This is a genomic window from Halomonas sp. BC2 (genome assembly GCF_002078115.1).
GTDB lineage: Bacteria > Pseudomonadota > Gammaproteobacteria > Pseudomonadales > Halomonadaceae > Vreelandella > Vreelandella stevensii.
Window position 1 is genome coordinate 125,147 of sequence record NZ_LFGT01000005.1, and the last position, 11,433, is coordinate 136,579.

Sequence of the window (11,433 nt, forward strand, 5' to 3'; positions counted from 1 at the left end):
TTTCTTGCACTAAATCTTCAATTTTCATGGTTTGTCCTCAATTGTACTGGTGATTATCTTGAAAGCGCATAACGCAAAGCGCACCGGCGACCTTGACGCAGCGAAGCGGAGACAAGGGCGTCCGAGTGACGCGCCTGGTTAGCTGTTCCCAAGCATGTACGCACGAAGCTGCCGCTCCTCTCGCATGACATAGAGAACGAAAACCCGCTGCCCGTCCTCACGATAAAAAATGCGACACGGTGGAACCACTACCTCCCTGTATACCGAATCAGGGAGCTCTGGAGGAAACCGCCCAGATTGGGGAAAATTTTCCAAACGCTCGATCTTATCGAAAACTTCCTGGACCAGATGACTTGCGGCAACAGGATTATCCAGAGCAATGTACTCAGCGATGGCATCCAGTTCCTGAATGGCGGGCTCCGTCCAGATTACTTCAGCCATTTACTCATTTTCTCCCTGACCTCACTCTGGCTGTAAGTTCTTCCCTCAAGTACAGCACGCTCTCCCCGTGAGAGTCCCTCAAGCAGCTCAAGTCGGCGCTGCATGAACTCGTAATCCTGCACATCAACAAGGTATGCGGATGGCTGACCATGCTCCGTGATCAGTACCGGCTCTTTAGACAAGTGCAGATCTGCCAAAATCTTTGTGGCTTGGCGCTTGAGGTTCGTAACAAGCTCAACTTTCATGGGCTCACCCCGAATCGACTAATAGTGACACTATAGTATCACTTTTCAGGTAGGGCAATCACAGCTAACAGTGATTATACGCCCTGCCATGAAACCTCAATGAACGTGACATCACAATGACTGAGGTTTCACAGCCACCAAATTGAATCTACCTCATTGATTCTACAGCGTGCAAAGAGAATTTTGGCGATGTAGCCAAAATTCGCGGGCTTGCGCGTTTTGCTCGTCTCAATAATACTGTTTTTATATACAGCACTATTGAGGCATTCTCCCATCCCCACATCCACTTGTCCGATTGGGCTTTTTTGCCATCCTCCTTGAGTACCTGGATCCGGGTTTCATCGGCCTGCAGGTAATCACTGCTGTTCTGGGCTTCCCGCATCAGGGTCATCAGCGGTTTGAACACGTCGTTCAGGCGGATGATCCAGTGGGCCATGCTGGTGCGGCTCAGGTCATGACCCAGGCGCTTGAACACTTGAACATCTGCTCCTGCCGGTACAGTGGCAGGCCATCGGCGTACTTGGAAGTGATCAGGTAAGCCAGTAGTGACGGTGTGGCAATGCACTTGCCCAGCGGGTGTGTAGACCGGGCAGCCGCGATGACTCGCTCTTGGCCGTCTTGTTCGAACACCGCCTTTTCCTGCCAGTACTCCAGGACTTTCAGTTGGGCCGGAATGTACTCCAGTTCTTCCTTCACTTTGGTGAAGAAGGTCTTGCTGGCGCCGGCTTTCTCGTCGTCGCTGAGGGTCAGCTCAATACGCTCACGCAAAAGCGTGTCGGAGAAGCCGCGTTGGCGGCGCTTGCGGGAGCGAGGCGGCGCATCGGCTTCTTCCACATCGTCAGGGAGTTCGTCGCGTAGTTCGTCAATCGCCACTTCCAGCTCGGCTTCATCGAACAACACGATCTGGTTGGGCTGTTTTTCACTGCTTGCGGCGAACTGCTGGATCTTCTTGTGGCGCAGGAGTTCTTCAAGGATCTTGATGTAGGCATCGCGGCTCTGAATGGCCTGATCACGTTGCTTTAACTGATCCTGATGGTTCTGGAGCGTTTCATCTTTCGCCGTCAGTTGTTCCTGCAAATCGCTGATAACCGACGCCATTTCAGCGGGCGGGAGGCCGCTGAGATCGGGTGTTTTTGGCGTATTATCAGGCGTTGTTTTCATGGCGAAATGATAGCAAAAACAACGCCCTGACACACTTGAAAAGTGCTACCCAACGCTCTCGTAATGCAGCGTTTTATGGCCCTGAAGCAGGGTGATGTCGTAGCCGTCCAGCAACCAGTTGATCTGCTCGCCGTTCAGCGGCATCAGCTCATCCGACGGGCCCGGCCATTTGAATTTTTCCTCGGCCAGGGACTTGTAGTAAAGCACAAAGCCGTTGTCTTCCCACATCAGGCACTTGATCTTGTTGCGCTGCCGGTTGGTGAAAGCGTAAAGCGCGCCGGAGAACGGACTGTGCCCCAGCTCCTGCTCGACAATCAACGCCAGGCCGTTGGCCTGCTTGCGGAAGTCGATAGGCTGTCGGTACAGGTATATCTCCGGCAGGTCCCAGGAGGGGCGCAGATAGCGGTGGCGCATTACAGTTGCCTCAGCACGGCACCGAGCAACTCCACATTGCCGGCGTGCAGGCCGGTGATCGAGACGCCGCCGGGCAATGACACCGTTAATCCTTCTGACGACTCCGGACCAGGCACTGCCGATACCTTGGCAAAGCCGGGCGACGACACGGGTTGCTCCGGAAACGACGCCTCCGGTTCGGTCAGCTTTTTACGCCAATAAACAAAGCGACAATAGGTTAGTGACTGCTGTTGGCAGTAGGCCATGCCGGACAAACCCGACGTCTGCCAGTCCTCGATATGCTGCTGCCAGAGACGTTTGCGTTCGGCGTGTGTCATGCTGATTCCTCCTGGTATTGACGAGGAAATCAGTGTGGGCAATTTCAGGGCGTGGCTGTAGGTGCTGATTTATGGGCGCTTACCAACAATGCCTTGCACGGCCAGACGCTTTTCCCAGGTCATGAGAGCCGCCAAGTCCAGCTTCTGCTCCACCGCATATTCACTTAACGCCAGCTGCCGGGATGAGGCATGAAACAGATGGCCCAACCAGAAAGCTTGCGTCGACGTCAGCTCGTTCATGGTGTTCTCCTGCGTATAAGGAAAACACCAGTGTGATCAGCGTCGCTCAGCCCGGGAAGATGGGGTTACCGGACCGCTTACTAACTTTAGGCAGCCATCAGAACGGCTTCTCTAGCATCACCAGCGTATGCTCTCGCTGTTGCTTTACCGCATCATCCAGAATCACCAGCAGTTTTTCATAATCCTCCGGCATCTGTGTATCCATGCCAGTGGTCTCGAAGCGGTCGAGGGTGTGCTGGGTCTCGTCGATGACAGTTTGTAGTTCGGTGATTACCTGTTGGTACTCGGCTTCATTCATGGTGTTTAGCACTGACAAGTAAGAGCAATCTCAATTATTGAGCATCCCATTCTCACGCATCTTCTCTCTGAATGCCTTTAGACCGTAATCGTTCAACTGTTTCTTTTTTTGCCTTAACAAGTCGATTTCTGATCTCGTCAGCCGATCTGAAACCAACAAGGTAGTCGGCTTCGTTTGCGGTAAGTGCCGCTGTTCTGATGCCAAAGATGTTTTTGATTTCATCGCCAAACCTCTCATGCAGCAAACGCAGTTTTTTCTTTTCTGGAAGAAAGTCATGACTTCTTCCAGCATTACATAATACGATGGTGCCTTTTACTGAACCTCCATTTATCAGGAGATAGTTTGCCAATTCCGCGAGCGTCCCACCCATATTAGTCACATCATCAACTAACACATAAGATTGCCTGGGTATAACTTCACCTTCGAAAGAAGGTCTCAACGACATACGCTCCATAGGGTCGGCACCTGTGTGGTAAACCCTCTCTACTTGAACGATGTCACTTTCTGCTTGCCCACCTATCAAGTTAGCACAGGCGCTAGCTAGTAATGGAGGGATCGCGTTATCGCCAGCGGCTTCTCTTGCAAAAGGTGACACATATACCACATCTTCAGAGAATTCACCGCGAAGGCGATAGAGGAATTCCCTCGCCAACTCCCATACCAGTTCAAGAGCAGCCTCTTCACTCCCTTGTTTGGCAGAAAAATAGGCAGGATGCCGTTTGATTTCCGAGTCGAGTGTGTAGAGATGGTAATGCTTTGCTGATGCCGGAAAGCCATAAATTCTATCCATTACACTGCTCTCCGAACCTCAATCCAGTTTCAGCTTAGCACATTTGCGGTGGTGGCATCACCAACCTACGGCTTAACGAAGGTAGGCTGACTTCGCGTTGTCAACAGCGTAGCACCAAGCCGATCCAGCTAACAGGTCTCGCTATCCTCCGGCATCTGTGTATCCGTACCGGTGGCCTCGAAACGGTCGAGGGTATGTTGGGTATCGTCGATGACACCTTGAAGCTCGTCGATCAAATGCTGATGTTCGTCTGGCGTCATGCCCGCTCCGCTCACCACTCAAAGAAATGAGGAAATGAAGGTCTTTCCCCGACAGCCCCTCCTTATTCACCCAAATACAGATAGAATTGAACACCCATTTCCAAGCGGCTCCATGAAAACTCTCTTGGCATCTACAACAATACACCTATTGGTTATCTCGACTGGCCTTATGCCAGCGGAGGCCTTTCCCGTAACCCATTCTATCAGGTCTACCTCAGCCAAATCTTTCACTGCAACAACAACCAACTTCCCTTGCCTTCTCTTAGCGAGAATCTTGTATGACTTTTCGAACATGCTACCCCCAATTAAAACGGGGCCTTCGGCCCCGTCGATAATCACCACTTCAACCTTTCGGCCAAGCGTTAGGCTAAGCCTCAGATTAACCCAGCAGAGAAAGAACGTTCTGCGGAATCTGGTTGGCTTGTGCCAGTACGGAAGTGCCGGCCTGCTGCAGGATCTGCGCGCGGGTCATGTTGGCGACTTCCACCGCGTAGTCGGCATCCTCGATGCGCGAGCGGGCGGCGGCCAGGTTGGTGGAGTTGGTGTTGAGGTTGATGATGGCGTCTTCGAAACGGTTCTGGATGGCACCCAGCTCTGAACGCAATGTATCCACTTGGTTTAACGCATCATCAAGAGCCGCTAATGGATCATCGGTAGCTATTTTATCAAAATCACTAGCCTGACCTAGCTGGAAGTCACCATTAGACATACCCCAATATACGATATTAGCTGTGCCTTCTTCACCCTCACCCTCACCCTCACCTTCACCTTCACCATCTGATGAGCCCAAGGTAACAACACCAGCAGCGCTCACATTATAGGTGTTTGCAGCTCCTTCACCTTCACCTTCACCTTCACCTTCGCCAGCTTCTGTAGCTGCTCCTACAGTTGCAGTAAAACCGCTTTCACTAGCTGCGATTGCAGCGTAAACCTGGCTTGAGCTTACCTGCGTACCAGCCTGAGATCCTTCGCCTTCGCCTTCGCCTTCGCCTTCGCCAGCTTCACCACTGGCCGTCTGGGACCATGACTTATTGCCTACATCATAAGTATAGGTATTTCCTCCAACAGTAACGGAACCACCTTCCTTCTGAATACTGTTAAGCACATCATCGCCAGTTGCAGCACGAGTACTTACGTTAAAACCTCCTAGACCAAGCGTATTGCTATTCATAACCTCAAGGTTAACTTTAATAGCCTCGCCATCATTCGCCCCAACCTGGATATTAAGGGCATTACCAGTATTTAGAACCTTAACTCCATTAAAGCTGGTTTCTGTTGAGATTCGATCAATTTCTTCCAATCGCTGATCAATTTCCTCTTGGATAGATTGCAGATCGTTAGCAGAATTAGTTCCGTTTTGAGCCTGTACGGTCAGCTCACGAATACGCTGCAGGTTGTCGTTGATCTGGTTCAGAGCACCTTCGGCGGTCTGGGCGACGGAGATACCGTCGTTGGCGTTGCGCTGGGCCTGGTTGAGGCCGTTGATCTGGGCGGTCATGCGGTTGGCGATGGCCTGACCGGCGGCGTCGTCCTTGGCACTGTTGATACGCAGGCCGGAGGACAACCTCTCCATGCTGGTCTGCAACGCGTTTTGTGACTTGCTCAGATTGGACTGGCCAATCAGGGACGTGATGTTGGTATTGATCACGGACATGTGATGTTCCTTCCTGTGTTGAGGGCTCCATTGACGGGCCCGCTGAACCTTTCGTTCGACCCAGCTTCTCGGGCCTGCCATAACGGCGCCGGTGGCCGTTACCCTATATAACGGCACCCTGCGCAAAGACTTTAGGGTGAGAAGGAAAATTTTTTACCGCAGTGGCTAGAGCAACGCCTTGAGGTCAGCCTGCAACGACTCGGCAGGCGTTTGCCGCCTGCGATCCCCAAGTTCAAGCGCCTTTGGCTCTTCCGCCTGCTGCCAGGCAGGACGAAACCGGGCGGGAATAGCCCCCAAAAGGGCATCGCTTTGAATAACGCCCGCCAGTGGCGGCGTTGCCGAGGGGCGGGGGAAGCGCGGTTCCAGCAGCGTTACCAACACTTGATCATCAGGGTGGCGAATTGCCCGGCCCAGCCCTTGGCGCAGCTTATGCAGGGTGCGCACGGTGCTCTTGCGGTAGAGCATACCGCCAGCCATGGCCGCTGCCCGTTCACTATCCACACCACGGCGTTGCAGCAGTTGTTCGACCAAGCGCTGCTCCACGGCGCTACGTGCCGCACGTGGATTGCGTAACACCACCAGATGCGCCCAGTAGGCACTATTGCCTTCACGGGTGGGCGACAGCCCTTCCCAGCCTGCCGGGGTTAATAGAATGGCGTCGTCCTCAAGTCGTGCCACCAGCTCGCTTAATCCCTGGCCCAACTGATGCGCGACCAGTCGGTGGCGTTGTGCATCCGGCCAGGCATCCACCAACGCTTCAACATCGGCGTAGCTGGCACATAGCACCAGAGTACGGCCCGGCTGGTCGATCAGGTAGGGCATCACGCCGTGCACATAGTCAGCGGAGAGCCGGTAGCCGCCCCCCTGCAACTTGGCAATCGGGTGCGGTAGCCCTTGGGGTAGCCGAAAACGCAGTTCACCAAAGTGTTTGGCCTGAAAGCTCACCTGCTGGCCGCTGCGCTTGCTGGTGGTGGGTAGCTGCAGGCGGCTGCGCATATAGCGAAACTGCGGGGCCTCGCCCGGGGCATGATCAAGGTCCGAGAGGGTGGCGGAGGTCAGCAGAGTGGCACGATCACCCACGCCATTGCGCAGGCTGGAGGCCGCGCTGGGTGAATGGGCGACGATGCCCGGCAGCCCGCGCACCGGTGAGTAGTCCAGTACCAGGTAACGGCTGGCCTCGCGCAGCCGAGTGGCGATGGTTTCGGCACTGTGGCGTACATGCAGCCACTCCCGCCATAGCGCCGGATCGTGAGCCGATTCCCGTGGCCGCCGCTTGAGTAGCGCCTCAATAGCGCCTTGAAGCTGGGCGCTATGCTCATCACTGATACCCTGAGCGCTGCCGGCACGCTCGGCATCGGTGAGTGATGCCAGCAGTGCCTGCCACTCGGCAGCCGCAGGATGCTGTTTCAGCAGCGTCAGCAGACGCACGGTGGTCTGTAACGATAGCCGTTGGCTAAGCAGCTCTTCGGCCAGTTCGGGGTAGTGCTCGGCCTCATCGAGCAGCAGTACATAGGGCGAGGCCGCCTGGGTGACGCGCCCCTGTGTGACCAGGTCCACCACCAGCAGGGCGTGGTTGATCACCAGGATATCGCTATTTACCGCTTCATTGAGCTGGGCCTCCAGGCTCTCCGGCAAGGGGTCGTCGCGCCGCAAGGCCAAGTCCGATAACTGCCATCCCTCCGGTAACCAGGCGGGATCGAGGTCGAGCAGGCATCCATCGCTCTCCAGTGCCCAACGCACCAGTTGCCGCAAGTTGGCGGGTAGGTGGCGATCCTGTTGCGCTGCTTCCAGGCTGATCGCCCCCAACTGCAGGGCCAGGCGCTCGGGGCTCAGGTAGTTTTCACGGCCCATGCGCAGTTGAAAACTGAGTGCCGGCAGCTGGGCGCGAGTGAGGTAGTCGTGGACGATGGTGAGGTTCTCCGGCTGCAGCAGTTGCCGCTGCAAGGCGCGGGAGTGGGTCGAGATCACCGCCCGGCGGGCGGCCTGCTTGCCGCCCATGCGCTTACCCTTGGCGACCCAGTCAGCCAGTACCAGTTGGTAGGCCAGTGATTTGCCGATGCCGGTATCGCCTTCAACGAAATGCACCTGGCCTTGCGCCTTGACGCCGTCGAGCAGTGCCTGGGCATAAGCCACCTGCACCGGGTTGTGTTGAAAACCGGGGCGTTGGGGCAAGACGTTGGTGAGGTAGTCGATAACCGGATGCATGAACACAGGTATTGGAGAAATAGCGGGCCAGATTAGCATATCGCCCCGGCAGCGCCGGGGCGATATGACTCCCGCAGGGGCGGGATCAACAGACGTTCCATCGAGGTCTGCAGTGCGTTGCTAACACCTCCGCAAGGGCGGAGACGGCCATGGTAGCGCACTTGGCAGGTGGTTTCACTATTGCTGGAACAGCAGGCCCATGCCGTAAGTACGTAACCGCGAGAGCCCGCCGAGCCAGGCCAGCGCGGCACGTTGCGGGTCGGTGACGGTGAGCTGTGCGCTGACGTGTACGACTTCATGCCAGGCGGCCAAGCCAGTACGCTGTTGCCAGCGACCTAGCGGCAGGCAGTGAATCCGATCAGGCTGTGCGGTAAATCCATGGCGCATCAAGCGCTCGCTGAGCAGAGATTCCCAGCGCTCACGGGGCGCAGGCACATGGCGACTACGCGGCAACCGCTCCCCCTGCGGCGATAGCCGTGTGGCGACACTGGGCACCCACAGCCACTCCAGGCAGAGATCAGCACCGACGGTAAACGCCTGTTGGCGTTGATAGGCGCCAGGGAATGGCCGGTCAGCTCTGAGGGTCAGCAGATGGCGATCATCATCGAGTGCATCGAAGCGAAACAAGAAGGGACGTTCACCCTGGGGATAGTGAGTATCGCCGGTAAACAGTCGCCAGGCGGTGCGGTGGTAGTCGTCCAGGGTGGGAGCTTGCCCCGGCGCATGGCCGGGGTGGCAGAGCACAGCGGCCTCGAAGGTGTGAACCGTCATGGTGTTCAAAACAGCGATCCTTGCCGTTGTGTTTGTGGGGGCGCGGGTGTCAGGTAGGCTTCAAGGGCTGACAGGCGTGGCATCACTTCACGCAGCACCGCAGGTAAACGCAGCCGGTCGAAGGGGTCGGTCGGTAGCGCCATCAATAGCGCACGGGGGTCGGGTACCTTGCCAAGCCAGGCATCGAAAGCAGCATCGTCACGCTGGCCCCGTGCAGCATCCGTAATCGGCTTCCAGAACACGAGGCGGTCAGCCTGGTTGGTTAGTTCCAGGGTTTTCAACACCTGTGCCGTTTCCAGAATCGCCTGCAGGTCTAGCGGCGTGACACCTTGCTCACTGTTGCACCACACTTCTTTCAGCGAGGTGGTTGCCAGCAAGCGCCGCATCAAAATATCCGCTTTGCGGCCCCAGTTCTCGATATAGACGAAGCCCTGTTCCAGGGGGCGCTCTCCCGGCGCAGAGAGGGCACCGGCAATCAGTAAATCGAGCAATCGAGCCAGTGGTTTATCGGTACTCAAGCGGCCCTGCTGCCCCCACTCGCCCTTTTCGTACTTGGCGTGCAGCTTGGGCGGCAGGGTCAGATAAAGCTCGTTGCGCGGCGTGATGATGCCCCCCGAGCCTACCAGCATGCCGAGCTTGCCGTAGATCGGTGTGGTGGTGTTGCCAGTGTGGTTATAGCGTTCCAGACCCAGCAGGCGTTCACTCGGAATGCGCGGGGTATAGCAGGTCAGGCATACCTGCTCCGGCTCACCGGACTTGCCGTAACGGTATTCCGCTGCCTGAAATGGGGCTTCCACCTCACTCCAGCGGCGGTTACAGCAAGCGCAACTGGGGGTATCCGGGGTAAAGCGAGAAAACTCGGCCCCCACGCGCAGCTCGTGGGTGGCGGCAAACAGACGCTGGTAAGCAAGATGGCGGCTCATGCCAGGATCTCCCGCAGAATGCGCGGCGGTCGAAACACGGGTTCATCCGTACCCCAAGGGGCCATTCGTAATGTGTCAGTCAGCGGTGAGTAGGCCATGCCCGTATGCTCCTCCGCTTGCCGCCAGGGGCGCTGCCGCCAGCGCTGTTCAGTGCTGGGAGATACACTGGCCACACTGATCATGCCTTGGCCGTGGTTGTGTCCGATGCCGATTTGCGGCAGCTCTTGCAATAGGTTGATGCAGGCATCCGGATCGCCTTCGGCGTAAAACAGCACGTAGGGGCTCAGCAGCGCCTGATGGTGGGTCATTTTAGGTGCCCAGTCGCCACCATCAATGCGCAACGCGGCGCGCACGTTGCGCGCCTGCAGCAGCGGCAGACGTTGGATATGCCCGATCTTCGCCTGCGGTTGCGCTTCCAAGCCAGCGTGCGGCGTCACGCCGAAAATCAGTTGTGAAGCGCGGTAGCCGCCGCGTGCCTTATCGAAGAGCAGCGGCAAGGTGTGGTAGCACGACCAGTCGAGCGCCCGCCGACAAGCGGCTTCTTGCAGCAGGGTATCGAGCCGGGGTACCACCAAGGGCAATATCAGCGGGGTGTGGAGTTGCAGCAGCAGGCGAAAGGCCTGTGCCCGCGCCGCAGGTATGCCCTTGGGAGAAGGGGGCTCACGCTCGCTCACTTGCGTGACTTCCACTGCTTGCGGGCCTCCTGGCGGGTAGAGAGTGTAAAGTCGTATTGCGGCAGTGCCTGGGCGAATGCCTCCCAAGCAGCTTCCAGCGGTTCACCGTCAAGTTCGATGCCCATGTCGTCCAGCCGTACCTGACCTATCACACTGGCTCGGCGCTGCCCTGCTGCCCGCTGTAGTACCTCCCACTCAGCGCTGATCGCGCCAAAGCCGGTCGCCAGATGCCCGCCCAGGCGTGGGCGCTGGGAAAACTCGCCCAAGCAATGCAGCAACAGGCCCAAGGACTCCGCTGAGCCTTCGATGATACGCAGGCGGCTCTGTAGCTGGCTTCCCGGCGCGATAGCCTCGACACCCTGGATCGGATGCTTGATCGACTCTTCCGACCCCTCCCGTGCTTTGCGGATCTCCTTTTCCTGAGCTTCCAGTTCCTTGATCTGCGTGCTGATTTCCTGCCTGACGGTGCGGTCGTCGCTATTGCGTGAGCGTTCCCGTAATTCGCGCACTTGAGCACGCAGCGCCTCAATCTCTACCATGCTCTCGCGGGCACTGCGCAGCTCAGTGAGTAGCGCTTCATGCTCGGCTTCATCCAGGTATTGAGCCAACTGCGGGCTGTGCTCGAACTGGTCGTGACGCACGCCTTGCCCCGCCGTGATCAGGTTATCGCGTGAGGTCAGCAATGCGCCTACCTCCAGATAGCCGGCCAGCTTCCAGCGTCCGAACAGGCTGAGGAAAGGATTAGCGGCGCGCAGGAACGCCTCGGCGCGGGGATCGTGAGTGCCGCCTTCCTCGCTATTGACCTGGCGGGTGATATCCACCCCTTCGCCCAGCATGTACATCTCGGCACGGTTGAAGATGCCATCCAGCGGCTTGCCGTGCGCCTTCGCCAACTCACGGATCAACATGGTCAGCCCCGCCTTGCGCAGCGGACCACGCAACGTACCGCCATTGAGAAACACCTGGCCATGCGGCGTACGCGGTAGACGCTGCTCCATGCCAACGTAATCCACCGTGATCGGTGCCTCGGCAGTGATGAG

At 57.1% G+C, this 11,433-nt stretch carries 15 protein-coding genes and 1 pseudogene; all 16 read right to left on the minus strand.

Translation table 11 applies throughout. The features are described 5' to 3' along the window. Nucleotides 1–138: 138 nt before the first annotated feature. Nucleotides 139–441, minus strand: coding sequence for a type II toxin-antitoxin system RelE/ParE family toxin (locus B7L71_RS04085; RefSeq protein ID WP_081136157.1), 303 nt, complete (start codon nucleotides 439–441; stop codon nucleotides 139–141). Continuing rightward, a complete protein-coding gene (locus tag B7L71_RS04090) occupies nucleotides 429–686 on the minus strand; it encodes a type II toxin-antitoxin system Phd/YefM family antitoxin (RefSeq protein ID WP_081136158.1) in 258 nt (85 codons plus the stop codon). Before B7L71_RS04090 ends, B7L71_RS04085 begins: the two co-directional genes overlap by 13 nt. 277 nt (nucleotides 687–963) lie before the next feature. After that, a pseudogene (locus B7L71_RS04095) lies at nucleotides 964–1,847 on the minus strand (transposase); the annotation flags it as partial. A gap of 45 nt (nucleotides 1,848–1,892) precedes the next feature. Further along, nucleotides 1,893–2,261, minus strand: a complete 369-nt coding sequence (gene tnpB, locus B7L71_RS04100; protein WP_081136160.1) for an IS66 family insertion sequence element accessory protein TnpB — start codon at nucleotides 2,259–2,261, stop codon at nucleotides 1,893–1,895. Then, complete coding sequence (gene tnpA / locus B7L71_RS04105; RefSeq protein WP_081136161.1) at nucleotides 2,261–2,578, minus strand: IS66 family insertion sequence element accessory protein TnpA; 318 nt, start codon at nucleotides 2,576–2,578, stop codon at nucleotides 2,261–2,263. The genes tnpB and tnpA overlap by 1 nt, the downstream gene beginning before the upstream one ends. 69 nt (nucleotides 2,579–2,647) lie before the next feature. Next, the gene (locus B7L71_RS17260) at nucleotides 2,648–2,818 is read right to left on the minus strand and encodes a hypothetical protein (protein WP_170919433.1); all 171 of its coding nucleotides are present in this window, start codon (nucleotides 2,816–2,818) and stop codon (nucleotides 2,648–2,650) included. A gap of 97 nt (nucleotides 2,819–2,915) precedes the next feature. Then, a complete protein-coding gene (locus B7L71_RS04110; RefSeq protein ID WP_081136163.1) occupies nucleotides 2,916–3,116 on the minus strand; it encodes a hypothetical protein in 201 nt (66 codons plus the stop codon). A gap of 52 nt (nucleotides 3,117–3,168) precedes the next feature. Beyond that, nucleotides 3,169–3,906, minus strand: coding sequence for a phosphoribosyltransferase (locus B7L71_RS04115; RefSeq protein WP_081136164.1), 738 nt, complete (start codon nucleotides 3,904–3,906; stop codon nucleotides 3,169–3,171). 128 nt (nucleotides 3,907–4,034) lie between these two features. Next, a complete protein-coding gene (locus B7L71_RS17850; protein ID WP_254893746.1) occupies nucleotides 4,035–4,166 on the minus strand; it encodes a hypothetical protein in 132 nt (43 codons plus the stop codon). Nucleotides 4,167–4,232: 66 nt separating this feature from the next. After that, entirely contained in the window at nucleotides 4,233–4,505 is a 273-nt protein-coding gene (locus B7L71_RS04120; RefSeq protein WP_081136166.1) for a hypothetical protein, read from the minus strand. A gap of 40 nt (nucleotides 4,506–4,545) precedes the next feature. Beyond that, nucleotides 4,546–5,820 carry a FliC/FljB family flagellin gene (locus tag B7L71_RS04125; RefSeq protein WP_081136167.1) on the minus strand — a complete coding sequence of 425 codons (1,275 nt, stop codon included), beginning with the start codon at nucleotides 5,818–5,820 and terminating at the stop codon, nucleotides 4,546–4,548. Nucleotides 5,821–5,985: 165 nt separating this feature from the next. Then, nucleotides 5,986–8,025, minus strand: coding sequence for a helicase C-terminal domain-containing protein (locus tag B7L71_RS04130; protein WP_170919434.1), 2,040 nt, complete (start codon nucleotides 8,023–8,025; stop codon nucleotides 5,986–5,988). A 177-nt stretch (nucleotides 8,026–8,202) separates the two neighbouring features. Then, complete coding sequence (locus tag B7L71_RS04135; RefSeq protein ID WP_081136170.1) at nucleotides 8,203–8,805, minus strand: type I-E CRISPR-associated protein Cas6/Cse3/CasE; 603 nt, start codon at nucleotides 8,803–8,805, stop codon at nucleotides 8,203–8,205. Continuing rightward, nucleotides 8,802–9,719 (minus strand): hypothetical protein, encoded by a 918-nt coding sequence (locus B7L71_RS04140; protein ID WP_081136172.1) that lies wholly within the window; start codon nucleotides 9,717–9,719, stop codon nucleotides 8,802–8,804. The genes B7L71_RS04135 and B7L71_RS04140 overlap by 4 nt, the downstream gene beginning before the upstream one ends. Then, nucleotides 9,716–10,408, minus strand: coding sequence for a hypothetical protein (locus tag B7L71_RS04145; protein ID WP_081136173.1), 693 nt, complete (start codon nucleotides 10,406–10,408; stop codon nucleotides 9,716–9,718). Before B7L71_RS04145 ends, B7L71_RS04140 begins: the two co-directional genes overlap by 4 nt. Further along, nucleotides 10,390–11,433: hypothetical protein (locus B7L71_RS04150; RefSeq protein WP_081136175.1), on the minus strand; the 1,044-nt coding region annotated here is incomplete at its 5' end. The genes B7L71_RS04150 and B7L71_RS04145, both read right to left, overlap by 19 nt.

Excerpts from the sequence above, each read along its gene's own strand:
- B7L71_RS04085 (WP_081136157.1), bottom strand. The coding sequence starts at position 441 with ATGGCTGAAGTAATCTGGACGGAGCCCGCCATTCAGGAACTGGATGCC.
- B7L71_RS04090 (WP_081136158.1), bottom strand. The coding sequence starts at position 686 with ATGAAAGTTGAGCTTGTTACGAACCTCAAGCGCCAAGCCACAAAGATT.
- tnpB (WP_081136160.1), bottom strand. The coding sequence starts at position 2,261 with ATGCGCCACCGCTATCTGCGCCCCTCCTGGGACCTGCCGGAGATATAC.
- tnpA (WP_081136161.1), bottom strand. The coding sequence starts at position 2,578 with ATGACACACGCCGAACGCAAACGTCTCTGGCAGCAGCATATCGAGGAC.
- B7L71_RS17260 (WP_170919433.1), bottom strand. The coding sequence starts at position 2,818 with ATGAACGAGCTGACGTCGACGCAAGCTTTCTGGTTGGGCCATCTGTTT.
- B7L71_RS04110 (WP_081136163.1), bottom strand. The coding sequence starts at position 3,116 with ATGAATGAAGCCGAGTACCAACAGGTAATCACCGAACTACAAACTGTC.
- B7L71_RS04115 (WP_081136164.1), bottom strand. The coding sequence starts at position 3,906 with ATGGATAGAATTTATGGCTTTCCGGCATCAGCAAAGCATTACCATCTC.
- B7L71_RS17850 (WP_254893746.1), bottom strand. The coding sequence starts at position 4,166 with ATGACGCCAGACGAACATCAGCATTTGATCGACGAGCTTCAAGGTGTC.
- B7L71_RS04125 (WP_081136167.1), bottom strand. The coding sequence starts at position 5,820 with ATGTCCGTGATCAATACCAACATCACGTCCCTGATTGGCCAGTCCAAT.
- B7L71_RS04130 (WP_170919434.1), bottom strand. The coding sequence starts at position 8,025 with ATGCATCCGGTTATCGACTACCTCACCAACGTCTTGCCCCAACGCCCC.
- B7L71_RS04140 (WP_081136172.1), bottom strand. The coding sequence starts at position 9,719 with ATGAGCCGCCATCTTGCTTACCAGCGTCTGTTTGCCGCCACCCACGAG.